Source organism: Pseudomonas sp. GL_091, from assembly GCF_057837725.1.
Genome location: NZ_CM174451.1, coordinates 6993076 through 7019957 on the forward strand (window position 1 = coordinate 6993076; position 26882 = coordinate 7019957).

Genomic DNA, 26882 nt, shown 5'->3' on the forward strand with positions numbered 1-26882 from the left:
TCGGGAGGCCTGTTCTAAAACAGGCCTCCCTTAACGGCTTACAACTTGATCCAGGTCGCCTTCAACTCGGTGTATTTGTCGAACGCGTGCAGGGACTTGTCACGACCGTTACCGGACTGCTTGAAGCCACCGAACGGTGCGGTCATGTCGCCTCCATCGTACTGGTTGACCCATACGCTACCGGCACGCAGTGCGCGGGCGGTAAGGTGGGCCTTGGAGATGTCGGCAGTCCAGACCGCAGCGGCCAGCCCGTACGGTGTGTCGTTGGCGATCGCGATGGCTTCTTCGGCGCTGTCGAATTCGATGACCGACAGTACCGGGCCGAAGATTTCTTCCTGGGCGATTTTCATCGCGTTGCTCACACCGTCGAAAATCGTCGGCTCAACGTAAGTGCCGCCAGTTTCCTGGAGCGTACGCTTGCCACCGGCCACCAGCTTGGCGCCGTCGGCATGACCGGACTCGATGTAGGACAGCACGGTGTTCATTTGCTGGGTATCGACCAGCGCACCAACGTTGGTCGCCGGGTCCAGCGGGTTGCCCGGCTTCCAGGTTTTCAGCGCTTCGATCACCAACGGCAGGAATTTGTCCTTGATCGAACGCTCCACCAGCAGGCGCGAACCGGCGGTGCAGACTTCACCCTGGTTGAAGGCGATGGCACCGGCAGCCGCTTCGGCCGCGTCTTGCAGGTTCGGCGCATCGGCGAACACGATGTTCGGGCTCTTGCCGCCGGCTTCGAGCCAGACGCGCTTCATGTTCGACTCGCCGGAGTAGATCAACAGTTGCTTGGCGATCTTGGTCGAACCGGTGAACACCAGGGTGTCGACGTCGTTGTGCAGGGCCAGGGCCTTGCCGACGGTGTGGCCATAACCCGGCAGCACGTTCAGCACGCCTTTCGGGATGCCGGCTTCGACAGCCAGTTCAGCAATGCGAATGGCGGTCAGCGGGGATTTTTCGGACGGCTTGAGGATCACCGAGTTACCGGTGGACAGCGCAGGACCGAGTTTCCAGCACGCCATCATCAGCGGGAAGTTCCACGGCACGATGGCACCAACCACGCCCACTGGCTCGCGAGTCACCAGACCCAGCTGGTCGTGCGGGGTGGCCGCAACTTCGTCGTAGATCTTGTCGATGGCTTCGCCGCTCCAGCTCAGGGCTTGCGCCGCGCCGGGAACATCGATGTACAGGGAGTCGCTGATCGGCTTGCCCATGTCCAGGGTTTCAAGCAGGGCCAGCTCTTCGGCGTGCTGCTTGAGCAGGCCGGCGAAACGGATCATGGTGGATTTGCGCTTGGTCGGCGCCAGGCGCGACCAGACACCGGAATTGAAGGTGGCGCGAGCGTTTTCCACGGCGCGCTGGGCATCGGCGGCGTCACAGCTGGCAATCTTGCCCAGCAGACGGCCATCGACCGGGCTGATGCACTCGAAGGTCTCGCCGGAAACGGCGGCGGTGTATTCGCCATTGATATAGGCACGGCCTTCGATTTTCAGGTCGCGGGCACGTTGTTCCCAGTCGGCACGGGTCAGGGTGGTCATGCGAGTGTCCTCCTCTTATTGATACGACACCCGCGTTCTTCGCGGGCGCTGTCAGGAATTCTGCCCGGCCAGCCTGCTTTTCGGCCCAAGGCATCCACCACCCTAAACCAGCCGCACATGAAGTTTCAATATATTTGACATAACGCCGGCAAACGGCCTTGCGATGTTCATTTTAATAAACATAGACTTTGGCTTTAACAACCACTCGCACCGCAATGACGGGGGATTAGAACAATGAGCATCCAGAACATCGTCGACTTCAGCCAGGCCACTACCCAGCCCGAGCGCTATCGGCCAGACCCGGCGAAAGTCCTCAAGGGCGACCCGGAACAAGCAGTGTACAACCACTACAACAGCCCCTGCGGCCAGTTGAACGCAGGCGTGTGGGAAGGTGCCGTCGGCCAGTGGCTGGTGAACTTCACCGAGCATGAATACTGCGAAATCGTTCAGGGCGTTTCTGTGCTGCGCGACAACGACGGCAACAGCAAAACCGTGCGCGCTGGCGACCGCTTCGTGATCCCCGCCGGATTCAAAGGCACCTGGGAAGTGCTGGAGCCGTGCCGCAAGATCTACGTGGCGTTTGAACAGAAGGCTTGAACCCACATAGAAACAGTCGCTGACATTCTGCCACTGGCCCAAAGCAGCGACACCGGGTAAGACTTGCTGACAGGTGCCACGCATTTCATCGTCGGGACGGTAACGCACAGGACGTGCTGCCACCCGGCGACGTAGGCACCCAACCAACAGTCATGCAAGGAGGCAACATGCCAGTCTTACCCGATCAATGCGATCTCGCCATCGCCCAATACACCATCGGCCAGAAATGCACCCCGCAACTGCTTGAAGAAGTTCGCGCCCTGGCCAATGGCGCGCCAGTGCGAGCCACTGGACCGAAGTACCCTTCGAGCTGGGACCTGCGCCCTCGACGCATCAACCTGCATACCAATGCCGACAGAATCATCGTCAGCATCAACTGCGGATGATTCGTTTCGGCATTGACGAAACAACTTGATTCCCGCGCAACAAAAAAGGCCCGTATCTCGCGATACGGGCCTTTTTCGTAAGAGGGAAAAATCAATTACTTGATTTTGCCTTCTTTGTAGATCACGTGCTTGCGAACAACCGGATCATATTTCTTGATCTCGATTTTGTCCGGGGTAGTACGCTTGTTCTTGTCGGTAGTGTAGAAGTGACCAGTACCGGCGCTCGAAATCAAACGAATCAATTCACGCATGATTAGCTCCCTTAAACCTTGCCATCGCGGCGAAGTTCGGCCAGCACGACAGTGATGCCACGCTTGTCGATGATACGCATGCCTTTGGCAGATACGCGCAGACGCACAAAACGTTTCTCTTCTTCAACCCAGAAGCGGTGATGCTGCAGGTTCGGCAGGAAACGACGACGGGTTTTGTTGTTTGCGTGGGAAATGTTATTCCCGGTTACCGGACCCTTACCGGTAACTTGACATACTCTAGACATGCCTCAGCCCTCTAAAACCACATGCCCAACCCGGCATGGGTTGGCCGCTTAATCTCTCAGTCATTTGGCGCCAGGCGCCGCGTTTCTTTAGAGGTCTTACCGGCTACACCTACAGTGAAGGAACCGGGCCCCTAGAAAAGAGCGCTGCTTTATACCAGAAAGACTGAAGAGCAACAACATTCAGTGTGCGTAGAATTCACAAAAACCCCGTTTTCCGGGCTCCGAGCGCCTTGGACAAAGGCTATCGTCGATGGCGACCGCTCGTCGCAGAGAATCGCTCATCGAGCCAACCTGGGGTTTTGCTCAACCGCCGCACAGCAAAATCTGGCGCCTATAGTCCCCCCAAAATGAAAAAGGGGATAGTCATTTACAAAAGAGCCCACTAGGGTAAGCCTTTTCCAGACTGCACTTGCAGATGGGCCTTCGATCTGTAAAGGAAGCCGACCATGCGCCTCGCTGCCCTACCGCTATTGCTCGCCCCGCTTCTGCTGAGTCCACAGGCCTTTGCCGCCGCCCTGAGCGTCTGCACCGAGGCCAGCCCTGAAGGGTTCGACGTGGTGCAGTACAACTCGCTGACCACCACCAATGCCTCGGCCGATGTGTTGATGAATCGCCTGGTGGACTTCGACACGGCCAGTGGCAAAGTGGTCGCCAGCCTCGCCGACAGTTGGGAAATCAGCCCCGACGGCCTGACCTACGCCTTCAAGTTGCACCCGCAGGTGAAATTCCATCACACCGAGTACTTCAACCCGACGCGTGACCTGAGCGCCGAGGACGTGATTTTCAGCTTCGACCGCATGCTCGACCCGGCCAATGCGTGGCACAAAGTCGCCCAGAGCGGCTTTCCGCATGCGCAATCGATGCAGTTGCCTGCACTGATCAAGAAGATCGACGCCCTCGATCCGCAGACCGTACGCTTCACCCTCGACCACCCGGATTCGACCTTCCTGGCGACCCTGAGCATGGGTTTCGCCTCGATCTATTCGGCCGAATACGCCGACAAACTGATGAAGGCCGGCACGCCTGAGAAGCTCAACAGCCAGCCGATCGGCACCGGGCCGTTCGTGTTCACCCGTTTCCAGAAGGACGCCTCGGTTCGCTACAAAGCCAACCCCGAATACTTCGGCGGCAAACCTTCTGTAGATCCGCTGATCTTCGCCATCACGCCGGACGCCAACGTGCGCCTGCAGAAATTGCGCCGTAACGAATGCCAGATCGCCCTGTCGCCCAAGCCTCTGGACGTACAGGAAGCGCTGAAAGAGCCGACGCTTAAAGTCGAAAAGACTGACGCATTCATGACCGCATTCGTCGGCATCAACAGTCAGCATCCGCCACTGGACAAGCCTGAAGTCCGCCAGGCCATCAACCTTGCCTTCGACAAGGCCAACTATGTCAAAGCCGTGTTCGAAGACACTGCCGAGGCGGCCAACGGTCCGTATCCGCCCAACACCTGGAGCTATGCCAAAGGCCTGCCGGGTTACCCTCACGACATCGCGAAGGCCAAAGCCTTGATGGCCAAGGCCGGACTCAAGGACGGCTTCCAGACCACCATCTGGACCCGCCCTTCCGGCAGCCTGCTTAACCCCAACCCAAGCCTCGGCGCTCAACTGCTGCAGTCTGACCTCGCGGAAATCGGCATTCAGGCTGAAATCCGCGTGATCGAATGGGGCGAACTGATCCGCCGCGCCAAGGCCGGTGAACACGACTTGCTGTTCATGGGCTGGGCCGGTGACAACGGTGACCCGGACAACTTCCTCACGCCGCAGTTTTCCTGCGCCGCGGTCAAGTCCGGCACCAACTTCGCCCGCTACTGCAACGCGGACCTGGACAAGCTGATCAGCGCCGGCAAGACCACCGGCGAGCAAGGTGTGCGCAGCAAGCTCTACGAACAGGCCCAGGCGCAGATCCAGCAGCAGGCACTGTGGCTGCCCCTGGCCCACCCGACGGCTTTCGCGCTGACACGCAAGGATGTCGAGGGGTACTCGGTCAGCCCGTTCGGTCGGCAGGATTACTCGAAGGTCAACTTCAAGTAACTCGCCTCAACACAAAACCTTGTGGGAGCGGGCTTGCTCGCGAAGAGGGAGTGTCAGTCGCCATCAATGCTGACTGATACACCGCTTTCGCAAGCCCCGCTCCCACATGGGTTTCGCTAACTTCACAGCCCCTACATCCACCCGTACTCCGCCATCGACAGTGGATCACCGTCTCCAATGATGAAATGGTCGAGCACCCGTACGTCAATCAACTCCAGCGCCTTTTGCAGGCGCTTGGTCAGCACCCGGTCGGACTGACTGGGGTCGGTGTTGCCCGAAGGATGGTTGTGGCAGAGGATCAATGCCGCTGCGTTGTTGGCCAAGGCGCGCTTGACCACCTCTCGTGGATGAACGCTGGTGTTGTCGATGGAGCCGCGAAACAGCGTCTCGAACGCCAGTACCTGATGCCTGGAATCGAGAAACAGGCAACCAAACACCTCGTGTGGCTCGTGGCGCAGCATCGATTTCAGGTACTCGCGAACCGCGTGAGGATTCTCCAGTGCCGATTTTTGGCGCGCACGCTCGGACAGATGACGCCTGCTCATTTCTTGCGCAGCCTGCAACTGTGCAAATTTCGCCGGCCCAAGTCCCAACTGCTTGCTGAACGTTTCCTGATCGGCCTCAAGCAGCAAACGCAGGCTGCCAAACTGATTCAACAGGTGTCGCGCCAAATCTACGGCGCTTTTACCTACCACGCCTGTGCGTAAAAAGATCGCCAGCAATTCGGCGTCCGAAAGGCTTCCCGCGCCCTGTTCAAGCAACCTCTCCCGCGGCCGCTCCGCCGCCGGCCAATCGCGAATACTCATAGCACCTCCCTGTCTGTGGGCACCGCTGTTCCATAGCGGTCGCTGTGATATCGTAGCCCATCTTTTTTGCGGGCGAATTCATCCTGGGGAGGGGGTTTCGCCACGTATGTCACCAACGAATTGAAAGGCAGGCCTATGCAGCGGCTGTATCGGAAACGCATTGTTCTGGGCGTCGGCGGCGGTATCGCTGCCTACAAGAGCGCCGACCTGGTTCGCCGCCTGATCGACCAGGGCGCCGAAGTGCGCGTGGTCATGACTCGTGGCGGCGCAGAGTTCATCACCCCGCTGACCATGCAGGCCCTGTCCGGGCACCCGGTCCACCTGGACCTGCTGGACCCGGCGGCCGAAGCGGCCATGGGCCACATCGAACTGGCCAAATGGGCCGATCTGGTGCTGATCGCTCCCGGCACCGCGGACCTGATCGCCCGCCTGGCCCAAGGCATTGCCAATGATCTGCTGACCACGCTGGTGCTGGCCACCGACGCAGTGGTCGCCGTTGCACCGGCAATGAACCAGGCGATGTGGCGCGATCCGGCGACCCAGGCCAACCTGCAAACCCTAGAAAGTCGCGACATCAAGGTCTTCGGCCCGGCCTCCGGCAGCCAGGCCTGCGGCGACGTCGGCCTGGGGCGGATGCTCGAAGCCCTTGAACTGGCCCAGTGCGCCGCCGACTGCTTCCAGCGTCAGGCGCTGACCGGCAAACACGTGCTGATCACCGCCGGCCCGACCCAGGAAAACATCGACCCGGTGCGCTACATCACCAACCACAGCTCCGGAAAAATGGGCTTTGCCCTGGCCGAAGCCGCCGTGGAAGCCGGTGCCCGCGTGACCCTGATCACCGGCCCCGTGCACCTGCCGACTCCGGATCGTGTCACCCGCATCGACGTGGTCAGCGCCCGTGACATGCTCGCCGCGTGTGAAGCGGCGATCCCTTGCGACCTGTTCATCGCCTCGGCAGCAGTCGCGGACTATCGCCCGGAAGTCGTCGCACCACAGAAACTCAAGAAAGATCCTACGAACGGCGACGGCTTGTTGCTACAGATGGTGCGTAACCCGGACATCCTGGCCACCATCGCCACCCGCCCCGACCGCCCGTTCAGTGTCGGTTTCGCCGCCGAGACCGAACACCTGCTCGATTACGCTGCACGCAAGTTGAAAGACAAGAACCTCGATCTGATCGTCGCCAACGACGTCGCCAACCCGAGCATTGGCTTCAACAGCGAAGAAAACGCCTGCAGCGTCATCGACCGTGAGCTTCACGCCACACTCTTCGCCCAGACCAGCAAGAGCAAGATTGCTCGCCAGCTGATCACTTTTATCGCCGAACGTCTGAACCAGGTTTAATTTACATGCACGCTTTGCAAGCCAAGATCCTCGACCCACGCATCGGTACCGAATTCCCGCTGCCGCAATACGCCACACCAGGCTCCGCCGGCCTCGACCTGCGCGCCATGCTGGAACAGGACACCGTGATCAAGCCGGGTGAAACCGTGCTGATTCCCACCGGCCTGTCGGTCTATATCGGTGACCCGAACCTGGCAGCGCTGATTCTGCCGCGCTCGGGGATGGGCCATAAGCACGGCATCGTGCTGGGCAACCTGGTGGGCCTGATCGACTCCGACTACCAAGGCCCATTGATGGTCTCCTGCTGGAACCGTGGCCAGACCGAATTCACCATGCCGGTCGGCGAGCGTCTGGCACAACTGGTGCTGGTGCCGGTGGTGCAGGCTCACTTCGAGATGGTTGAAGAGTTTGTTGAAACCGAACGCGGCACTGGCGGTTTCGGCCATACCGGTACCCGTTGATACGATAGAGATCCATTGTGGCGAGGGAGCTCGCCACAAAATTCAAATTGTCATCCGCAAGGTTTAGCTCCGAAAATCAAGGCATTGCCCGGTCAAACCCTTGCCGTCAGGGGTGTCATGGCCCTTTCACACCACGAACTCTCTGTGGAAAACGCCGTCATACCCTACAGTTTGAACCTGCCGCCGAATGACTCGGCGGCCTGTCCAGTCACTTTCGAGATGGAGCATTTCCACAGATGAACACCCCGGCCAAAGTCGCACCCAAGTTCCCTGACAGCATCTTCCGCGCCTACGATATCCGCGGCACCGTCCCGGAATTCCTGAACGCCGAAACCGCTTACTGGATCGGCCGCGCCGTCGGCTCCCAAAGCCTGGCCCAGGGCGAGCCAAACGTATCCGTCGGTCGCGATGGCCGCTTGTCCGGCCCGGAGCTGGTCGCGCAACTGATCAAAGGCATCGCCGACAGCGGCTGCCACGTCAGTGATGTCGGCCTGGTCCCGACTCCAGCGCTCTACTACGCCGCCAACGTGCTCGCCGGCAAATCCGGCGTGATGCTCACCGGCAGCCACAACCCGTCGAACTACAACGGCTTCAAGATCGTCATTGCCGGCGACACCCTGGCCAACGAACAGATCCAGGCCCTGCACGACCGCCTCAAGACCAACGACCTGAGCAGCGGCCAGGGCAGCATCACCCAGGTCGAGATCCTCGACCGCTACACCACCGAAATCGTCCAGGACATCAAGCTGGCCCGGCGCCTGAAAGTGGTCGTCGACTGCGGCAACGGCGCGGCCGGCGTGATTGCCCCGCAACTGATCGAAGCGCTGAACTGCGAAGTCATCCCGCTGTTCTGCGAAGTGGACGGCAACTTCCCGAACCACCACCCGGACCCGGGCAAGCCTGAAAACCTCGTGGACCTGATCGCCAAGGTCAAGGAAACCAAGGCCGACATCGGCCTGGCCTTCGACGGCGATGGCGACCGCGTCGGCGTGGTGACCAACACCGGCAGCATCGTCTACCCGGACCGCCTGCTGATGCTGTTCGCCCGCGACGTCGTGGCGCGCAACCCGGGCGCCGAGATCATCTTCGACGTCAAATGTACCCGCCGCCTGATTCCGCTGATCAAGGAATACGGTGGCCGGTCGTTAATGTGGAAGACCGGTCACTCGTTGATCAAAAAGAAAATGAAACAATCCGGCGCCCTGCTGGCTGGCGAAATGAGCGGGCACATCTTCTTCAAGGAGCGCTGGTTCGGTTTCGACGACGGCATTTACAGCGCCGCACGCTTGCTGGAGATCCTCAGCAAGGAAAAATCCTCGGCCGAAGAGCTGTTCGCGACCTTCCCGAACGATATTTCTACGCCGGAAATCAATATCCATGTGACCGAAGAGAGCAAATTCAGCATCATTGATGCATTGCACGATGCGCAGTGGGGCGAAGGCGCTGACCTGACCACCATTGACGGCGTGCGAGTCGACTATGCCAAAGGCTGGGGCCTGGTACGCGCATCCAACACCACACCGGTGCTGGTGCTGCGTTTCGAGGCCGATGACGAGGCTGAACTGCAACGCATCAAGGATGTGTTCCGCATCCAGCTCAAGCGCGTTGCACCTGATCTCCAACTACCGTTCTGATTCACCCGGAGCCCTGAATGACCCTCGAACGCGAAGCCGCCGCCAACACCGCCAAGGTCCTGTCCGAAGCGCTGCCTTACATCCGCCGTTATGTCGGCAAGACACTGGTGATCAAATACGGCGGCAACGCGATGGAAAGCGAGGAGCTGAAAACCGGCTTCGCCCGCGACATCGTGCTGATGAAAGCCGTGGGCATCAACCCGGTAGTCGTTCACGGCGGCGGCCCGCAAATCGGTGACCTGCTCAAGCGCCTGTCGATCGAGAGCCATTTCGTCGACGGCATGCGCGTCACCGACGCCGCGACCATGGACGTGGTGGAAATGGTCCTCGGCGGCCAGGTCAACAAGGACATCGTTAATCTGATCAACCGTCACGGCGGCAGCGCCATCGGCCTGACCGGTAAAGACGCCGAGCTGATTCGCGCGAAGAAGCTCACCGTTACCCGTCAGACGCCGGAAATGACCACCCCGGAAATCATCGACATCGGCCATGTTGGCGAAGTGGTCGGGATCAACACCGACCTGCTGAACCTGCTGGTCAAGGGCGATTTCATTCCGGTGATCGCGCCCATCGGCGTCGGCGCCAACGGCGAGTCGTACAACATCAACGCTGACCTGGTGGCCGGTAAAGTCGCCGAAGCGTTGAAAGCCGAGAAGCTGATGCTGCTGACGAACATCGCCGGCCTGATGGACAAGTCGGGCACGGTCCTGACCGGCCTGACAACCCAGCAAGTCGACGACCTGATCGCCGACGGCACCATCTACGGCGGCATGCTGCCGAAGATCCGTTGCGCACTGGAAGCGGTCCAGGGCGGTGTGGGCAGCTCGCTGATCATCGATGGTCGCGTGCCAAACGCGATCCTGCTGGAAATCTTCACCGATACCGGCGTGGGCACCCTGATCAGCAATCGCAAGCGTCCCTAAGCGATCGCGCAAACAAAAAGACCCCGCTCGGCCTGGCTGAGCGGGGTCTTTTTTTGCACCGCTTCCCCTATGGAAAGCTGCTTTTTTGTGGCGAGGGAGCTTGCTCCCGCTTGAGTGCACAGCACTCACAACATTCTTGGGTCTGCTACGCAGCCCAGCGGGAGCAAGCTCCCTCGCCACACAAGCTCCCTACAGGGAATAACGATTAAACGCCGAATTGCGCGCGGTACGCTTCCACGGCTGGCAAGTGCTGCTTGAGCTGCGGATCGTCCGCGAGGAATTCCAGCACCTGGTTCAGCGAAACGATGCTGATCACCGGGATGCCGAAGTCACGCTCGACTTCCTGGATCGCCGACAACTCGCCATTGCCACGCTCCTGACGGTTCAGGGCGATCAGCACGCCGGCTGCCTTGGCGCCGTCCTGGGAAGCGATGATCTGCATCACCTCACGGATTGCGGTGCCGGCGGTGATCACGTCGTCGATGATCAGAACGTCGCCGGTCAGCGGTGCTCCAACGAGGCTGCCGCCTTCGCCGTGGGCCTTGGCTTCCTTGCGGTTGAAGCACCACGGCAGGTCACGGTTGTGATGCTCGGCCAGGGCCACGGCAGTGGTCGCCGCCAAAGGGATGCCTTTGTAGGCCGGGCCAAACAGCACGTCGAAGGGAATGCCGCTTTCGGCGATAGCTGCGGCGTAGAAACGCCCCAGTTGCGCCAGGGCCGAACCCGAGTTGAACAAGCCGGCGTTGAAGAAGTAAGGACTGGTACGCCCGGACTTCAGGGTGAACTCACCGAAGCGCAAAACGCCGCGATCGATGGCAAAACGGATGAAATCGCGCTGATACGCCTGCATGAAAAAAACCCCAAATACCACGGATTTAGCTAATTAGCTTGACGCCGTGTATCATACACGCACGCGATTTTTGGGGCCATTTATGCGGATCATCAGTGTGAACGTCAATGGTATTCAGGCTGCAGTCGAGCGTGGTTTGCTCAGTTGGCTGCAAGCACAGAATGCCGACGTCATCTGCCTGCAGGACACCCGTGCCTCCGCCTTTGAACTGGATGACCCAGCCTTCCAACTGGATGGCTACTTCCTTTATGCCTGCGATGCTGAAGTCCCTGCCCAAGGCGGCGTGGCTTTGTATTCGCGGTTGCAACCGAAGGCTGTCATCAGCGGTCTCGGTTTCGAGACGGCCGACCGCTACGGGCGCTACCTGCAAGCAGATTTCGACAAAGTGAGTATTGCCACCTTGCTGCTTCCTTCGGGGATGAACGGCGATGAGGACTTGAACCAGAAGTTCAAGCTCATGGACGACTTCGGCAAGTACCTGGATAAACAGCGACGCAAGCGTCGTGAGTACATTTATTGCGGCTCGCTGTACGTGGCGCAACAGAAGCTGGATATCAAGAACTGGCGCGACAGCCAGCAATCTCCGGGCTTCCTGGCACCTGAACGTGCCTGGATGGACGAGATTGTCGGCAACATGGGTTATGTCGACGCCCTGCGTGAAGTCAGCCGTGAAGGCGACCAGTACAGCTGGTGGCCGGACAACGAACAGGCGGAGATGCTCAACCTCGGTTGGCGCTTCGACTATCAACTGCTGACTCCGGGCCTGCGCCGCTTCGTACGCAGCGCACGCCTGCCACGCCAGCCGCGGTTCTCGCAACACGCGCCACTGATCGTGGACTACGACTGGACGCTGACCATTTAAGCGTCGTTTCGCAGACACAAAAAAGCCAACAGCAATGTTGGCTTTTTTGTGGGTACTAGTTTTTGCTTTTCTGTGGGAGCGAGCTTGCTCGCGATGACGATGTATCAGATACCGATGCAGTGGCTGTCAGACCGCTATCGCGAGCAGGCTCGCTCCTACAGTGGATCTTCGTTGATCGTTATTTGATCAATCGCCAGGTGAACGGGTACCGATAAGGCTGCCCTTCATTGGCCTTCACCCCAGCAATGATCGTCAGCACCAACGCACCGATAGCGATCAGGCCAAACAGGAAGAACCCGATAATCACCACCATCAGCAGGAAGCAAATGGCTGAGGCAATGGCGACAGTGATCTGAAAGTTCAGCGCTTCCTTGCCCTGGGCATCGATGAACGGGTCCATCTCGCGCTTCATTTGCCAGAGAATCAGTGGGCCGATGATCGTGCCGAACGGAATCCAGATACCCAGCAAGGCGGACAAGTGGCAAAACATGGCCCACTGACGCACCTCTTGGCTCGGCGTGGGCAGCGGTAGTTGCTCGTCACTCATGGTGTCCTCCTTGCCTGGAGCAGTCCGGTCAGTCGGCCAATGCGGCCTTTTGCAGTTCAAAAATCTCGTTCATACCTTTCTTCGCCAGCTCCAGCATGGCGTTCAGCTCTTCAGGCTGGAATGGCGCGCCTTCGGCAGTGCCCTGGACTTCGATGAAACCGCCAGCGCTGGTCATCACCACGTTCAGATCAGTCTCGGCGGCCGAGTCTTCCAGGTAATCGAGGTCGAGCACAGGCTCACCCTTGTACATGCCCACGGAAACCGCAGCGATCATTTGCTTGACCGGGTCACCGCCCTTCAGGCCGCCACGCTTCTTGATGACTTTCAAGGCATCGATCAGCGCAACCATGGAGCCGGTGATCGAAGCCGTGCGGGTACCGCCATCGGCCTGGATCACGTCGCAGTCGACATACAGGGTGACGTCACCCAGCTTGGACATGTCCAGCGCGGCGCGCAGGGAGCGACCGATCAGACGCTGGATTTCCAGGGTACGCCCGCCTTGCTTGCCACGGCTGGCTTCACGCTGGTTACGCTCGCCGGTAGCGCGCGGCAGCATGCCGTACTCGGCGGTCAGCCAACCCTGGCCCTGGCCTTTCAGGAAACGCGGTACGCCCGGTTCAACGCTGACGGTGCAGATGACCTTGGTATCGCCGAACTCGACCAGCACAGAACCCTCGGCGTGTTTGGTGTAGTTGCGGGTGATGCGGATCGAGCGGAGCTGATCGGCAGCGCGACCACTTGGACGTATCATACGGAGTACCTGTACTGGGGACGGAAAACTGCGGAGCATTATAGAGCCGACGGCCGCCACTGGGCACTTCTAAAAAATTCAGCCGACGACCGAGGGCTCTGCACCGCGCGTCGGTGCAGGCCTGCCGCTCTTTGTCACACCGTGTGTTTGGGCGCATCCGCGTCACTGCGCTACAATCCTGCGCCTTTGCTGCCAGTCGGCTTTAATTCATTGATATCGGATTCCCGGAACCTCGGTTCTGTGCCGATCTGCCTTGCGAGGTACCTCCATGGTGCACAGCATGACCGCCTTCGCCCGCGTCGAGAAAGCCGGCGTCCAGGGCACCCTGAGCTGGGAGTTACGGTCGGTCAACAGCCGCTACCTGGAACCCCACCTGCGCCTGCCGGAATCCTTCCGCGACCTCGAAGGCGCTGTTCGTGAGGCCCTGCGCCAGGGAGTATCCCGGGGCAAGCTCGAATGCACCCTGCGCTTCACCGAAGAAAACACCGGCAAGGCGCTGCAAATCGATCAGGAGCGCGCCGCGCAACTGGTCGCCGCCGCCGAGACCATCGCCAGCCTGATCAAAAACCCGGCAGCGCTGAACCCGCTGGAAGTCCTGGCCTGGCCCGGCGTACTGGTAGGCGACGCCTCCGACCCGCAAGCCTTGAACGCCGAAGCGCTGGCCCTGTTCAACCAAGGCCTCAAGGAACTTAAGGCCGGCCGCGAGCGCGAAGGCGCGGAGCTGGCGCGACTGATCAACGAGCGCCTGAGCTCCATCGAAGAAGATGTGGTGACCTTGCGCGAACTGGTCCCACAAATGCTCGCCACCCAGCGCCAGAAAGTCCTCGACCGCTTCGCCGACATGAAGGCCGAGATGGATCCGCAGCGCCTGGAGCAGGAAATGGTCATGCTCGCGCAAAAAAGCGACGTCGCCGAAGAACTGGATCGCCTGAGCACTCACATCATCGAAGTTCGCCGGGTGCTCAAATCTGGCGGCGCCGCCGGTCGGCGCCTGGACTTCCTGATGCAGGAACTCAACCGCGAAGCCAATACACTGGGCTCCAAAGCCTTCGACCCGCGCAGCACCCAGGCTGCGGTCAACCTCAAGGTGTTGATCGAGCAGATGCGCGAACAAGTGCAGAATATTGAGTAAGGCTACCCCGACATGACACACAGCACCGGCACCCTGTACATCATTTCCGCCCCTTCGGGCGCGGGCAAGAGCAGTCTGGTCAAGGCCCTGACCGACGCAAATCCGGAGATCCGCGTCTCGGTCTCCCACACCACCCGCGCCATGCGCCCCGGTGAAGTGAATGGCGTGAACTATCACTTCGTCGACCGCAGCGAGTTCGTGAAGATGATCGAGCACGGGGATTTCCTCGAGCGCGCCGAAGTGTTCGGCAATCTCTACGGCACTTCGCAAAGCCACCTGCAGCAGACCCTGGACGAAGGCCACGACCTGATTCTGGAAATCGACTGGCAAGGTGCCGAGCAAGTGCGCAAGCTGATGCCTCAGGCCCGCTCGATCTTCATTCTGCCGCCGTCATTGCAGGCCCTGCACCAGCGCCTGACCAATCGAGGCCAGGACAGTGACGAAGTCATTGACGGCCGGATGCGCGAAGCCGTCAGCGAAATGAGCCACTACGTCGACTACGACTACCTGATCATCAACGACGATTTCGCCCACGCGCTGCACGACCTGAAGGCGATTTTCCGCGCCAATCAGCTGATTCAGAAGCGTCAGCAGCAGCGTCACGGCAAATTGCTGGCTGAATTGCTCGGTTAATCAGCTCTTCCCAAAACCGCTGCAAGGGCTTTACATTGGTACTTGCAGCGCGTTGAAGGGCTTGGTCAAAAAATCAGCGCTTCCCTAATCGCTGGTGATTTTTTAAACTGTTGAGTCCGCTCGCCCATCCGGGCAGCGCGCATATTGCATTTGCTACGAGGAAGACCATGGCCCGCGTAACCGTTGAAGACTGCCTAGAACACGTGGATAACCGCTTTGAGCTGGTCATGCTCTCTACCAAGCGTGCCCGTCAACTGGCCACCGGCGGCAAAGAGCCGAAAGTAGCATGGGAAAACGACAAGCCTACCGTCGTCGCCCTGCGCGAAATCGCTGAAGGCCTGATCGACTACGCAGCTATCGCCGAAGCCGAAATCGTTGAAGATGAACCGCTTTTTGCTGCATTTGAGGACGAGTCCAACGAGGCCGTCTAAGCCTATGCCTGGTCGACGTAGCACGGCGCGGGATAAAAGCTTACGGCAGGAGACATCATGCCGAGCATAGACGCCCTCGCCGATCGCTTATCGACCTACCTCGGCAAGGACCAGGTCAATCTGGTCCGCCGAGCGTATTTCTACGCCGAACAAGCCCACGACGGCCAACGCCGCCGTAGCGGCGAGGCGTACGTCACGCATCCCCTCGCGGTTGCGAATATTCTTGCCGACATGCACATGGACCATCAGAGCCTGATGGCTGCGATGCTGCATGACGTGATCGAAGACACCGGTATTGCCAAGGAAGCGCTGCAAGCGCAGTTCGGCGAAACCGTGGCCGAACTGGTCGACGGGGTCAGCAAACTGACCCAGATGAACTTCGAGACCAAGGCCGAGGCACAAGCCGAAAACTTCCAGAAAATGGCCATGGCCATGGCCCGCGACATTCGCGTGATCCTGGTCAAGCTGGCCGACCGCCTGCACAACATGCGGACCCTGGAAGTGCTGTCCGGTGAAAAACGCCGGCGCATCGCCAAGGAAACCCTGGAAATCTATGCGCCCATCGCCAACCGGCTGGGCATGCACGCCATCCGCATAGAATTCGAAGACCTCGGCTTCAAGGCCATGCACCCGATGCGTTCCGCGCGGATCTACCAGGCGGTCAAACGCGCCCGGGGCAACCGCAAGGAAATCGTCAACAAGATCGAAGAATCCTTAAGCCACTGCCTGGCCATCGATGGCATCCAGGGCGAGGTCAGCGGTCGCCAGAAACACCTCTACGGCATCTACAAGAAAATGCGCGGCAAGCGTCGGGCCTTCAACGAGATCATGGACGTCTACGCGTTCCGGATCATCGTCGACAAGGTCGATACCTGCTACCGCGTGCTGGGTGCTGTACATAATTTGTACAAGCCGCTGCCGGGACGCTTCAAGGATTACATCGCGATCCCCAAGGCCAACGGCTATCAGTCGCTGCACACCACGCTGTTCGGCATGCACGGTGTTCCGATCGAGATCCAGATCCGCACCCGTGAAATGGAAGAGATGGCCAACAACGGCATCGCCGCCCATTGGCTGTACAAATCCAGCGGTGACGAGCAGCCGAAAGGCACCCATGCCCGCGCCCGCCAGTGGGTCAAGGGCGTGCTGGAAATGCAGCAACGCGCCGGCAACTCGCTGGAATTCATCGAAAGCGTGAAGATCGACCTGTTCCCGGACGAGGTCTACGTGTTCACGCCCAAAGGCCGGATCATGGAGCTGCCCAAGGGCTCCACGGCGGTCGACTTCGCTTACGCGGTGCACACCGACGTAGGCAACAGCTGCATTGCCTGCCGGATCAACCGCCGTCTCGCGCCGCTGTCCGAACCGCTGCAAAGCGGCTCCACGGTCGAGATCGTCAGCGCTCCCGGCGCGCGGCCGAACCCGGCCTGGCTCAACTTCGTGGTTACCGGCAAGGCGCGCACGCACATACGCCATGCACTGAAACTGCAACGCCGTTCCGAATCCATCAGCCTCGGCGAGCGCCTACTGAACAAGGTCCTCAATGGTTTCGACAGCGCGCTGGAGAAAGTTCCGGCCGAGCGCGTCAAGGCCATGCTCGTCGAGTACCGCCTGGAACTGATCGAAGACCTGCTGGAAGACATCGGCCTGGGCAATCGCATGGCCTATGTAGTGGCCCGCCGGTTGCTGGGCGAAGGCGAACAGTTGCCAAGTGCTGAAGGCCCGCTGGCGATTCGCGGCACCGAAGGCCTGGTGCTCAGCTACGCCAAGTGTTGCACGCCGATCCCGGGCGACCCGATTGTCGGCCACTTGTCCGCCGGCAAAGGCATGGTCGTGCACCTGGACAACTGCCGCAATATCAGCGAAATCCGCCACAACCCGGAAAAATGCATCCAGCTCTCGTGGGCCAAGGATGTCACCGGCGAATTCAACGTTGAGCTGCGCGTCGAGCTGGAGCACCAGCGTGGCCTGATCGCCCTGCTGGCCAGCAGCGTCAACGCCGCCGACGGCAACATCGAGAAAATCAGCATGGACGAACGCGATGGTCGCATCAGCGTGGTCCAGTTGGTGGTCAGCGTGCACGACCGCGTGCACCTGGCCCGCGTGATCAAGAAACTGCGCGCCTTGACCGGGGTAATTCGCATCACCCGCATGCGTGCATAGCTCGCAAACGTAGCCACCTCATTACAAGGAGTCATCAATGACCAAGACTGTTATCACCAGCGACAAGGCCCCGGCCGCCATCGGCACTTACTCCCAGGCGATCAAGGCTGGCAACACCGTTTACATGTCGGGTCAGATTCCCCTGGACCCAAAAACCATGGAACTGGTTGAAGGCTTCGAGGCCCAGACCGTCCAGGTGTTCGAGAACCTCAAGGCCGTGGCTGAAGCCGCTGGCGGTTCGTTCAAGGACATCGTCAAGCTGAACATCTTCCTCACCGACCTGAGCCACTTCGCCAAGGTCAACGAGATCATGGGCAAGTACTTCGACCAGCCTTACCCTGCCCGCGCCGCTATCGGCGTAGCAGCCCTGCCAAAGGGTTCGCAGGTTGAAATGGATGCCATCCTGGTCATCGAGTAATGCGTACGGCGCAGCCTCGGGCTGCGCCGACTGCTCTGCTGTAAAGAATGCTTGAAAGGATTCCACCCATGCGCAAAGCGCTTGCTCTCTCGCTGCTCGCCCTGTTCCTGGGCGGATGTGCCAGCAACCCTGCCGACCGCGACATCAGCGGCACCTGGATCAACCAGGTGGCGATCGATGCTGCCGCCAAAGGCGTCCCCCTGCGTGAAGCGCTCCAGGCCTATGGCCCGAACCTGGAATGGGACATCAACACCAAGGCCGGTCAGGCCCGCTACACCAACGGCTTTGAAAATGTCGATGGCAAGCTGCTGGGTGAAGAGTCCGGCGCCTGGAAAGTCGACTTTTATGGCAGCTCGGCCAGTGAGCTGAAGCGTGACGGCAAGCAACTGAGCCAGTCCGCCAGCGACAACGAGCCCGAGCAAGTCTTCGACCGCGTACAGATCCAGGTACCGGATGGCGCACCGATGGGTGCCAGTTTCGAACGTGCGCTGTATTCAGCCTACATGGGCGGCGGCTGGACAATCGTCAACGGCCCAGGCGAAGGCAATACGGTTCAATTCCAGGCCGACGGCCAGGTGACCGGCCTGCCAGGCAGCGATCGCTATGCGTTGTGCCTGGCCGGTGATTGCGCATCCATGAGCGGCGGCAATGACAACATGTGGCTGCAACTCAACGGGCAGGGCAACGCCTGGATCTTTGCGCGCAAGGGCAAAGAGCTGGAGATTTTCCAGACCGTGAACACGGCGCAGGCGGACGAGATGCCTTCGTTCACCCCGGGTGAGCGCAAGTGGTTGCTCGAGAAGCAGTAAGCAACGCATAACCCCCTGTGGGAGCGAGCCTGCTCGCGATGGCGGCATGACAGTCAACGATGATGTTGAATGTTACGACCTCATCGCGAGCAGGCTCGCTCCCACAATTGTTTCAGACTGCCTGAACGTCAGCAGCGCCCTTCCAGAATCGCCGCATACCCCTCGCGAAAACTCGGATACTTCGGCGTCCAGCCCAACGCCTTGGCCCGCGCATTACTGCAGCGCTTGCTGCCGGTGCGTCGCACGCTGTCGTCATCGGCCCATTCGGTCACACCCAGATACTCACGCAACCAGCCCACCACATCGGCCAGCGCTGCCGGCGCATCGTCTACGCCGATGTAGACATCATCCAGCGCCACGCCACGCCGATCCGCCTCAAGCAGGCACGCGATCAACCCTGCGGCATCGTCGGCATGAATCCGATTGGCATACAACGGTGGTTCGACCGCCACGCGATAACCCCGGCGCACCTGGGTCAGCAGCCATTCACGGCCGGGGCCGTAAATGCCGGTCAAGCGCAGGATACTGGCCGGAATGCCGCTTTTGAGGGCAATTTGCTCGGCTTCGAGCATTACACGCCCGGAATAGCCCGCCGCCACGGCCGGTGAAGACTCGTCGACCCATTCGCCATTCTGCTGACCGTAGACACTGCTGCTGGAAACGAACAACAGGCGATTGGGCATCTGCCCGTAGTCGTTCAGCCATTCCAGCACATGCTCCAGGCCCTGGACATACGCAGCGCGGTAGCCGGCTTCGTCGTGATCGGTGGCCGCCGCGCAATACACCAGGTAATCCACGGCGCCGATTGGCCAGGTATCCGGACAATTTTTGTTGAACAAGTCACCGGCAACACCGATGACGCCCTTGGGCAGGCGTGAAACGTCGCGTCGCAGGCCATGGACCTCCCACCCCGCCGCCAGCAATTGTGTGGCCAGGCGGCTGCCGACATCACCGCAGCCGGCGATCAAAACAGTAGGCGCAGACATCAGAAAACTCCCATCGCAAAGCCACAGACTAGCGCCGGCAATAGACAGGCGGCTAGCAATGCAGGAAAAAAAGAGACGCTATTACTTTTGTTAACAAGAATTAATTGCAATAATGCCTCCCCACTTTTGTTCTCGGCCTTCGAGGCCTGGAAGAACATCACACGTTTTTTCTCTCAGGTCCGGCCAGCATGACACGCAATCAATTCTCCGCTTCGCCAACCAAACGACCTCGCGCCTGGAGCGCGGTGGCCGCCCTGTTCCTCAGCCTGATGCTCGCGCCAGTCGCCGCTTTCGCCGATACCCAGGTGCCAGCCACACCAGCCGCCACCGCGCCGGCTCCAGCCGATCACGCTGCACCGGTCGCGACCGATCCTGCCCAGGCCGCACCGGCAGAAGCGCTGGGTGAAGACGTCCCTGAAGTCCTCGAAGCCGACAACACTCTGGGCATGGCCCACGACCTGTCGCCGTGGGGCATGTACAAGAACGCCGACATCATCGTGAAAATCGTGATGATCGGCCTGGCCATCGCCTCGATCATCACCTGGACCATCTGGATCGCCAAGGGCCTGGAGCTGATGAGCGCCAAGCGTCGTCTGCGCGGTGAAATCGCCCAACTGAAAAAATCCGCCTCCCTCAAGGAAGCCAGCGCCACCGCGGCGAAGGAAGGCACCCTGGCCAACCTGCTAGTACATGACGCCCTTGAAGAGATGCGTCTGTCGGTCAACAGCCGTGAGAAAGAAGGCATCAAGGAACGCGTCAGCTTCCGTCTTGAGCGCCTGGTCGCGGCCTGCGGTCGCAACATGAGCAGCGGCACCGGCGTGCTGGCCACCATCGGTTCCACCGCGCCGTTCGTCGGCCTGTTCGGTACCGTGTGGGGCATCATGAACAGCTTCATCGGCATCGCCAAGACCCAGACCACCAACCTCGCCGTCGTGGCGCCCGGTATCGCCGAAGCCCTGCTGGCTACCGCGCTGGGCCTGGTTGCAGCGATCCCTGCGGTCGTGATCTACAACGTCTTCGCCCGCTCCATCGCCGGTTACAAGGCTCAGGTGTCCGACGCGTCGGCACAGGTCCTGCTGCTGGTCAGCCGCGACCTCGACCACCAGCCTGAGCGCAGCTCGCAACCGCACATGGTGAAAGTGGGGTAATCGGCCATGGGCCTGCATTTGAAAGAAGGGGCAGACGACGATCTGTCCGAAAACCACGAAATCAACGTTACGCCGTTCATCGACGTGATGTTGGTGCTGTTGATCATCTTCATGGTGGCGGCACCGCTGGCCACCGTGGACATCAAGGTCGACCTGCCCGCCTCGACCGCCAAGCCGGCGCCGCGGCCAGAGAAGCCGGTGTTCCTCAGCGTCAAGGCTGACCAGCGCCTGTTCCTCGGTGAAGACGAAGTGAAGGCCGAAGCACTCGGCGCCACCCTCGACGCCAAGACCCAGGGCAAGAAAGACACGACAATCTTCTTCCAGGCCGACAAAGGCGTGGATTACGGCGATCTGATGAGCGTGATGGACAACCTGCGTTCTGCCGGTTACCTGAAGGTCGGTCTGGTCGGACTTGAGACGGCAGCCAAGAAATGATCACGACGCGCCATAAGCTGACGCGTTACAGCGGTAGCCTGGCTGTAGTGCTGGGTGTTCACGCTCTGGCCATCGCGCTGGCGCTGAACTGGTCCGCCCGTCCACCCATCGAGTTGCCCCCTCAGGCAATGATGGTCGAACTGGCACCGGTTCCTGCCCCGCCACCGCCTGCTCCGCCGAAGGTCGTCACCCCTGTGCAGCCACCGGCTCCGGTTGAAGAACTGCCGATTCCCAAGCTCGCTGAAGCGCCGAAAGCTGAAATTGCCGTGCCCAAGCCGGTCAAACCCAAGCCGAAGCCGCAACCGCCCAAGCCGGTAGAAAAGAAACCCGAGCCGCCGAAGGAAAAACCGGCCGAAGAGAAACCTGCCGAAACCCAGCAGACTCAGGTACCGACGGAGAAATCCGCCCAGCCTGCGCCGGGTCCGTCGCCTGCTCAAATGGCGGCCAAGGCCAGTTGGCAAGGCACGCTGTTGGCACACCTGCAGAAGTACAAGAAGTACCCTGCAAGTGCCCAGGCGCGGGGCAAGGAAGGCATGAACCGTCTGCGTTTCGTCGTGGATGCCGAAGGCAATGTGTTGTCGTTTGAGCTGGTAGGCGCCTCGGGTACTGCCGATCTGGACCGGGCCACCCTGGAAATGATCCGCCGCGCCCAACCGCTGCCCAAGCCACCGGCCGACATGCTGACCAATGGCTCCATCGAAATCGTTGCACCGTTTGTGTATTCGCTGGAAAAGCGCCGGCGTTGAAAACCGCTGAACCACTGTAGGAGCGAGCTTGCTCGCGAATGAGGCGAACGATAACGCTTGAAGCCTGACACCCCGGGGCGATCTCAGGTTTTTCGCGAGCAAGCTCGCTCCTACGTCTGATAACGTGCGTCTATCGATTGCAGCCGGTATGCTTGGCCCGCAACTACATGGACGCTTGCTATGACCCTCACAGAATTACGCTACATCGTTACCCTCGCCCAAGAGCAGCACTTCGGCCACGCGGCCGAGCGTTGCCACGTCAGCCAGCCGACCCTGTCGGTGGGCGTGAAAAAGCTTGAAGACGAACTCGGTGTGCTGATTTTCGAGCGCAGCAAGAGCGCCGTGCGCCTGACGCCGGTCGGCGAAGGCATCGTGGCCCAGGCGCAAAAGGTATTAGAACAGGCCCAGGGCATCCGCGAACTGGCCCAGGCCGGCAAGAACCAGCTGACCGCCCCACTCAAGGTCGGCGCGATCTACACCGTCGGGCCGTATCTGTTTCCGCACCTGATTCCACAACTGCACCGGGTCGCCCCGCAGATGCCGTTGTACATCGAAGAAAACTTCACCCACGTGCTGCGCGACAAACTGCGCAACGGCGAGCTCGACGCGATCATCATCGCCCTGCCGTTCAATGAAGCCGACGTGCTGACCCTGCAACTCTACGACGAGCCGTTCTACGTGTTGATGCCGGCGCAGCACCCGTGGACGCAAAAAGAATCCATCGACTCCAGCCTGCTCAACGACAAGAGCCTGCTGCTGCTTGGCGAAGGCCACTGCTTCCGCGATCAGGTACTGGAAGCCTGCCCGACCCTGACCAAGGGCAGCGACGGCGCCAAACACACCACGGTGGAATCCAGCTCACTGGAAACCATTCGCCACATGGTCGCCTCGGGCCTGGGGATTTCGATCCTGCCGTTGTCGGCGGTCGACAGCCATCACTACGCCCCCGGCGTGATCGAAGTGCGACCGTTGTCGGCACCCGTACCGTTCCGCACCGTGGCCATTGCCTGGCGCGCCAGCTTCCCGCGCCCGAAAGCGATTGAAATCCTCGCTGACTCCATTCGCCTGTGCTCGGTGGCCAAGCCAGCAGCGCAAGTCGCTGCGGGCTAAGCAACGGTCATGAGCGAGTTGTCGCAAGTGTCGGTGACGGCACTCAAGGGTGTCGGTGAAGCCATGGCCGAGAAGCTGGCCAAGGTCGGCCTGGAAAACCTCCAGGACGTGTTGTTTCACCTGCCCCTGCGTTATCAGGACCGCACTCGCGTGGTGCCGATCGGCGCACTGCGGCCCGGTCAGGATGCGGTCATCGAAGGCACTGTCAGCGGTGCCGATGTGGTCATGGGCCGTCGGCGCAGCCTGGTGGTTCGGCTGCAGGACGGCACCGGGGGCTTAAGCCTGCGTTTCTACCATTTCAGCAACGCGCAAAAAGAAGGCCTCAAACGCGGCACGCGGATTCGCTGCTACGGTGAGGCGCGGCCCGGTGCTTCGGGGCTGGAGATCTACCACCCGGAATACCGAGCCATCACTGGCGACGAACCGCCACCGGTGGATGAAACCCTGACCCCGGTCTACCCGCTCACCGAAGGCCTGACCCAACAGCGCTTGCGCCAGTTGTGCATGCAGACCCTCACCCTGCTCGGCCCCAGCAGCCTGCCCGACTGGTTGCCGAACGAACTGGCCCGCGACTATCAATTGGCGCCACTGGCCGATGCGATCCGCTACCTGCACAACCCGCCCGCCGATGCCGACGTCGATGAACTGGCCCTCGGTCACCACTGGGCACAGCACCGTCTGGCTTTCGAAGAACTGCTGACCCATCAACTGTCGCAACAACGCCTGCGTGAAAGCATGCGCTCCCTGCGTGCGCCAGCGATGCCCAAAGCCACGCAACTGCCAGCCAAGTACCTGGCCAACCTCGGCTTCAACCCAACCGGCGCCCAGCAACGGGTCGGCAACGAAATCGCCTACGACCTCAGCCAGCACGAACCGATGCTGCGGCTGATCCAGGGCGACGTCGGCGCCGGCAAAACCGTGGTCGCCGCCCTTGCCGCGCTGCAAGCGCTGGAGGCCGGTTATCAGGTTGCACTGATGGCACCCACCGAGATTCTCGCCGAGCAGCACTTCATCACCTTCAAGCGCTGGCTCGAGCCGCTGGGCATTGAAGTCGCATGGCTGGCCGGCAAGCTCAAGGGCAAGAACCGCGTAGCCGCACTGGAGCAAATCGCCAGCGGCACGCCAATGGTGGTCGGCACCCACGCGCTGTTCCAGGACGAAGTGCAATTCAAGAATCTGGCGCTGGTGATCATCGACGAACAGCACCGTTTCGGCGTACAGCAGCGTCTGGCCTTGCGGCAGAAAGGCGTCGGTGGGCGCATGTGCCCGCACCAGCTGATCATGACCGCCACGCCGATTCCGCGCACGCTGGCCATGAGCGCCTATGCCGACCTCGACACCTCGATCCTCGACGAACTGCCCCCCGGCCGAACCCCGGTCAACACCGTGCTGATCACCGACACCCGGCGGGTCGAAGTCATCGAACGGGTGCGCAGCGCGTGTGCCGAAGGGCGTCAGGCCTATTGGGTGTGCACGCTGATCGAAGAGTCGGAGGAGCTGACCTGCCAGGCCGCCGAAACCACCTTTGAGGACCTCACCGCCGCCCTCGGCGAGTTGAAAGTCGGGCTGATCCACGGCCGTATGAAGCCTGTGGAAAAAGCCGCGGTGATGGCCGAGTTCAAGGCCGGCAACCTGCAATTGCTGGTAGCGACCACGGTGATCGAAGTGGGCGTCGACGTACCCAACGCCAGCCTGATGATTATCGAGAACCCCGAACGCCTGGGCCTGGCGCAATTGCACCAGCTGCGCGGCCGCGTCGGCCGGGGCAGCGCCGTCAGCCATTGCGTGCTGCTCTACCATCCGCCGCTGTCGCAGATCGGCCGCCAGCGCCTGGGTATCATGCGTGAAACCAACGACGGTTTCGTCATCGCCGAAAAGGATCTGGAACTGCGCGGCCCCGGCGAGATGCTCGGCACCCGGCAGACTGGTTTGCTGCAATTCAAGGTCGCCGACCTGATGCGCGATGCCGATTTGCTGCCCGCCGTGCGGGATGCCGCCCAGGCATTGCTCGAGCGCTGGCCGACCCACGTCAGCCCGCTACTCGACCGCTGGCTGCGTCATGGCCAACAATACGGCCAAGTATGACAACCGTCACGGTTTCTGAGGCGTGGCCCCAAGCAAGCTGGTTATACTCCTGCAATTGTTTTAGTCCGGATACAGACCATGACCGAAGTTGCCTTCGCACCCGACACCCCGCACGCACCGTCGGTCATTCGGCTGATGCTGGGCAAGTTGGGCATTGCCTACGAAGAAGTGCTGGACCACCACGGCCTGAATGCCGCGCGCAAAGTGCAGGCCGTTCTGCTGGATGACAGCATTGGCGTGCTGATGGTGCTGTTCCCGCAGAGCCAATTGCTGGACCTCAATCGCCTCACTGAACTCACCGGTCGCCGCCTCGCCGCCGTACCGACCGAACGCCTGACAAAAATGCTCGGCAAGCACAACCTCAGCTTGCTGCCGGGCCTGCCGGCGCTGACCAGTTCACCGTGCCTGTACGACGCAAGCCTGCTGCACGAGCCGAAGTTGCTGATCAACTCCGGTGAGCCGGGCGTGCTACTGGAAATTTCCAGCGAAGACTTCAAGACGACCATGCTGACCAAGGCCAGCGCCGCCAACTTCGGCGAAAACCTGACCAGCATCCGTCCGAACCTCAACCGCCCCGATGACGACCGCGAGGAAATCACCCAGGCCGTCCAGGCGTTCACCGCGCGGCGCATCCAGCAGCGTCTGGAAGCGACCATCGAAATTCCGCCGCTGGCCGAAACCGCGCAAAAAATCATCAAGCTGCGCGTCGACCCCAACGCCACCATCGACGACATCACCGGCGTGGTCGAAACCGACCCGGCGCTGGCCGCACAAGTCGTGAGCTGGGCAGCATCGCCCTACTACGCCTCGCCGGGCAAGATCCGCTCGGTGGAAGACGCCATCGTCCGGGTGCTGGGCTTCGACCTGGTGATCAACCTGGCGCTGGGCCTGGCCCTGGGCAAAACCCTGAGCCTGCCCAAGGACCACCCGCAACACTCCACGCCGTACTGGCAGCAATCGATCTACACCGCCGCCGTCATCGAAGGCCTGACCCGCGCCATGCCGCGCGCCCAGCGTCCAGAAGCTGGCCTGACCTACCTGGCTGGCCTGCTGCACAACTTCGGCTACCTGCTACTGGCCCATGTGTTCCCGCCGCACTTCTCGCTGATCTGCCGCCACCTGGAGGTCAACCCGCACCTGTGCCACAGCTTCGTGGAACAACACCTGCTGGGCATCAGCCGCGAACAGATCGGCACGTGGCTGATGCGCTACTGGGACATGCCTGAAGAGTTGGCCACCGCCCTGCGCTTCCAGCACGATCCTCACTACGACGGCGACTTCGCCGAATACCCGAACCTTGTGTGCCTGTCGGTGCGCCTGCTGCGCAGCCGTGGCATCGGCTCCGGCCCCGACGAAGACATCCCCGACACCCTGCTCGAACGCCTTGGCCTGAGCCGCGAAAAAGCCAACGACGTGGTCAGCAAAGTCCTCGAGGCCGAAGTGCTGCTGCGCGAACTGGCGTCGCAATTCACCCAAGGCTGAAAAGCAATCGCGAACAGACTCGCTCCCACAGGATTCAGGTGATCCCTGTGGGAGCGAGCCTGCTCGCGATGAATATCACGCG

Annotated in this window: 27 protein-coding genes and 1 pseudogene; 20 read left to right on the forward strand and 8 right to left on the reverse strand. The window is 60.8% G+C overall.

Annotated elements, in window-relative coordinates; genetic code table 11:
- Positions 1–38: 38 nt before the first annotated feature.
- Positions 39–1532 (reverse strand): aldehyde dehydrogenase, encoded by a 1494-nt coding sequence (locus AC3ITY_RS31945; protein WP_489306849.1) that lies wholly within the window; start codon positions 1530–1532, stop codon positions 39–41.
- Between the two features lie 234 nt (positions 1533–1766).
- On the opposite strand from AC3ITY_RS31945, the gene AC3ITY_RS31950 reads away from it, so the two are divergent.
- Together AC3ITY_RS31950 and AC3ITY_RS31955 are read left to right on the forward strand one after the other, a co-directional pair.
- On the forward strand, positions 1767–2129 hold the full coding sequence (locus tag AC3ITY_RS31950) for a cupin domain-containing protein (protein WP_150724895.1): 363 nt from the start codon (positions 1767–1769) through the stop codon (positions 2127–2129).
- Positions 2130–2296: 167 nt separating this feature from the next.
- On the forward strand, positions 2297–2515 hold the full coding sequence (locus AC3ITY_RS31955) for a peptidase inhibitor (RefSeq protein WP_150753847.1): 219 nt from the start codon (positions 2297–2299) through the stop codon (positions 2513–2515).
- 95 nt (positions 2516–2610) lie between these two features.
- On the opposite strand, the gene rpmG is transcribed toward AC3ITY_RS31955, so the two are convergent.
- The gene (gene rpmG, locus AC3ITY_RS31960) at positions 2611–2766 is read right to left on the reverse strand and encodes a 50S ribosomal protein L33 (protein WP_003177274.1); all 156 of its coding nucleotides are present in this window, start codon (positions 2764–2766) and stop codon (positions 2611–2613) included.
- Positions 2767–2777: 11 nt separating this feature from the next.
- Positions 2778–3011: a 50S ribosomal protein L28 gene (gene rpmB, locus AC3ITY_RS31965; RefSeq protein WP_007975166.1), complete on the reverse strand. Its 234-nt coding sequence runs from the start codon at positions 3009–3011 to the stop codon at positions 2778–2780.
- A gap of 446 nt (positions 3012–3457) precedes the next feature.
- On the opposite strand from rpmB, the gene AC3ITY_RS31970 reads away from it, so the two are divergent.
- Positions 3458–5044 carry an ABC transporter substrate-binding protein gene (locus AC3ITY_RS31970; protein ID WP_489306851.1) on the forward strand — a complete coding sequence of 529 codons (1587 nt, stop codon included), beginning with the start codon at positions 3458–3460 and terminating at the stop codon, positions 5042–5044.
- A gap of 131 nt (positions 5045–5175) precedes the next feature.
- On the opposite strand, the gene radC is transcribed toward AC3ITY_RS31970, so the two are convergent.
- Positions 5176–5850, reverse strand: coding sequence for a RadC family protein (gene radC, locus AC3ITY_RS31975; RefSeq protein WP_489306853.1), 675 nt, complete (start codon positions 5848–5850; stop codon positions 5176–5178).
- 135 nt (positions 5851–5985) lie between these two features.
- On the opposite strand from radC, the gene coaBC reads away from it, so the two are divergent.
- The 4 genes and pseudogenes from coaBC (at position 5986) to argB (ending at position 10212) form a co-directional block, all read left to right on the forward strand.
- Complete coding sequence (gene coaBC, locus AC3ITY_RS31980; RefSeq protein ID WP_007989564.1) at positions 5986–7194, forward strand: bifunctional phosphopantothenoylcysteine decarboxylase/phosphopantothenate--cysteine ligase CoaBC; 1209 nt, start codon at positions 5986–5988, stop codon at positions 7192–7194.
- 5 nt (positions 7195–7199) lie between these two features.
- On the forward strand, positions 7200–7655 hold the full coding sequence (gene dut / locus AC3ITY_RS31985; RefSeq protein ID WP_007975171.1) for a dUTP diphosphatase: 456 nt from the start codon (positions 7200–7202) through the stop codon (positions 7653–7655).
- A 257-nt stretch (positions 7656–7912) separates the two neighbouring features.
- Positions 7913–9289 (forward strand): annotated as a pseudogene (locus AC3ITY_RS31990) (phosphomannomutase/phosphoglucomutase); the annotation flags it as partial.
- Positions 9290–9306: 17 nt separating this feature from the next.
- The gene (gene argB, locus AC3ITY_RS31995; RefSeq protein ID WP_008047078.1) at positions 9307–10212 is read left to right on the forward strand and encodes an acetylglutamate kinase; all 906 of its coding nucleotides are present in this window, start codon (positions 9307–9309) and stop codon (positions 10210–10212) included.
- Positions 10213–10417: 205 nt separating this feature from the next.
- Here the strand turns inward: argB and pyrE are convergent, their stop codons facing one another.
- Positions 10418–11062 (reverse strand): orotate phosphoribosyltransferase, encoded by a 645-nt coding sequence (gene pyrE / locus AC3ITY_RS32000; protein ID WP_011336558.1) that lies wholly within the window; start codon positions 11060–11062, stop codon positions 10418–10420.
- 82 nt (positions 11063–11144) lie between these two features.
- Here pyrE and crc point away from each other — a divergent pair, with 82 nt between their 5' ends.
- The gene (gene crc / locus AC3ITY_RS32005; protein WP_003229491.1) at positions 11145–11924 is read left to right on the forward strand and encodes a catabolite repression control protein Crc; all 780 of its coding nucleotides are present in this window, start codon (positions 11145–11147) and stop codon (positions 11922–11924) included.
- Between the two features lie 178 nt (positions 11925–12102).
- Here crc and AC3ITY_RS32010 read toward each other — a convergent pair whose 3' ends face one another.
- Both AC3ITY_RS32010 and rph read right to left on the reverse strand, forming a co-directional pair.
- Positions 12103–12471 carry a DUF4870 domain-containing protein gene (locus AC3ITY_RS32010; protein ID WP_046038952.1) on the reverse strand — a complete coding sequence of 123 codons (369 nt, stop codon included), beginning with the start codon at positions 12469–12471 and terminating at the stop codon, positions 12103–12105.
- A 28-nt stretch (positions 12472–12499) separates the two neighbouring features.
- Positions 12500–13222, reverse strand: coding sequence for a ribonuclease PH (gene rph / locus AC3ITY_RS32015; protein WP_007989575.1), 723 nt, complete (start codon positions 13220–13222; stop codon positions 12500–12502).
- Positions 13223–13490: 268 nt separating this feature from the next.
- On the opposite strand from rph, the gene AC3ITY_RS32020 reads away from it, so the two are divergent.
- The 6 genes from AC3ITY_RS32020 to AC3ITY_RS32045 all read left to right on the forward strand — a co-directional run bounded on the left by AC3ITY_RS32020 (position 13491) and on the right by AC3ITY_RS32045 (position 18808).
- Complete coding sequence (locus tag AC3ITY_RS32020; RefSeq protein WP_489306854.1) at positions 13491–14354, forward strand: YicC/YloC family endoribonuclease; 864 nt, start codon at positions 13491–13493, stop codon at positions 14352–14354.
- Between the two features lie 12 nt (positions 14355–14366).
- Positions 14367–14987, forward strand: coding sequence for a guanylate kinase (gene gmk, locus AC3ITY_RS32025; protein WP_046038947.1), 621 nt, complete (start codon positions 14367–14369; stop codon positions 14985–14987).
- A gap of 167 nt (positions 14988–15154) precedes the next feature.
- Positions 15155–15418: a DNA-directed RNA polymerase subunit omega gene (gene rpoZ, locus AC3ITY_RS32030; protein ID WP_007921129.1), complete on the forward strand. Its 264-nt coding sequence runs from the start codon at positions 15155–15157 to the stop codon at positions 15416–15418.
- A 57-nt stretch (positions 15419–15475) separates the two neighbouring features.
- Positions 15476–17581: a bifunctional GTP diphosphokinase/guanosine-3',5'-bis pyrophosphate 3'-pyrophosphohydrolase gene (gene spoT, locus AC3ITY_RS32035; RefSeq protein ID WP_489306855.1), complete on the forward strand. Its 2106-nt coding sequence runs from the start codon at positions 15476–15478 to the stop codon at positions 17579–17581.
- 37 nt (positions 17582–17618) lie between these two features.
- On the forward strand, positions 17619–17999 hold the full coding sequence (locus AC3ITY_RS32040; protein WP_003229509.1) for a RidA family protein: 381 nt from the start codon (positions 17619–17621) through the stop codon (positions 17997–17999).
- 68 nt (positions 18000–18067) lie between these two features.
- Positions 18068–18808, forward strand: coding sequence for a hypothetical protein (locus AC3ITY_RS32045; protein ID WP_489306856.1), 741 nt, complete (start codon positions 18068–18070; stop codon positions 18806–18808).
- A 128-nt stretch (positions 18809–18936) separates the two neighbouring features.
- On the opposite strand, the gene AC3ITY_RS32050 is transcribed toward AC3ITY_RS32045, so the two are convergent.
- Positions 18937–19794, reverse strand: a complete 858-nt coding sequence (locus AC3ITY_RS32050; protein WP_489306858.1) for an SDR family oxidoreductase — start codon at positions 19792–19794, stop codon at positions 18937–18939.
- Between the two features lie 188 nt (positions 19795–19982).
- Here AC3ITY_RS32050 and exbB point away from each other — a divergent pair, with 188 nt between their 5' ends.
- From exbB to AC3ITY_RS32080, 6 genes are all read left to right on the forward strand, one after another.
- Positions 19983–20942: a tonB-system energizer ExbB gene (gene exbB / locus AC3ITY_RS32055; RefSeq protein ID WP_489306859.1), complete on the forward strand. Its 960-nt coding sequence runs from the start codon at positions 19983–19985 to the stop codon at positions 20940–20942.
- A 6-nt stretch (positions 20943–20948) separates the two neighbouring features.
- Positions 20949–21377, forward strand: coding sequence for a TonB system transport protein ExbD (exbD, locus tag AC3ITY_RS32060; protein ID WP_007989589.1), 429 nt, complete (start codon positions 20949–20951; stop codon positions 21375–21377).
- Entirely contained in the window at positions 21374–22123 is a 750-nt protein-coding gene (locus tag AC3ITY_RS32065; protein ID WP_489306861.1) for an energy transducer TonB family protein, read from the forward strand. Before exbD ends, AC3ITY_RS32065 begins: the two co-directional genes overlap by 4 nt.
- Positions 22124–22303: 180 nt before the next feature.
- Positions 22304–23233 (forward strand): hydrogen peroxide-inducible genes activator, encoded by a 930-nt coding sequence (locus AC3ITY_RS32070; protein WP_489306863.1) that lies wholly within the window; start codon positions 22304–22306, stop codon positions 23231–23233.
- 9 nt (positions 23234–23242) lie between these two features.
- Entirely contained in the window at positions 23243–25318 is a 2076-nt protein-coding gene (gene recG / locus AC3ITY_RS32075) for an ATP-dependent DNA helicase RecG (protein WP_223455300.1), read from the forward strand.
- Between the two features lie 78 nt (positions 25319–25396).
- Entirely contained in the window at positions 25397–26800 is a 1404-nt protein-coding gene (locus AC3ITY_RS32080; RefSeq protein ID WP_489306864.1) for an aminoacyl-tRNA deacylase and HDOD domain-containing protein, read from the forward strand.
- Positions 26801–26882 lie beyond the last annotated feature (82 nt).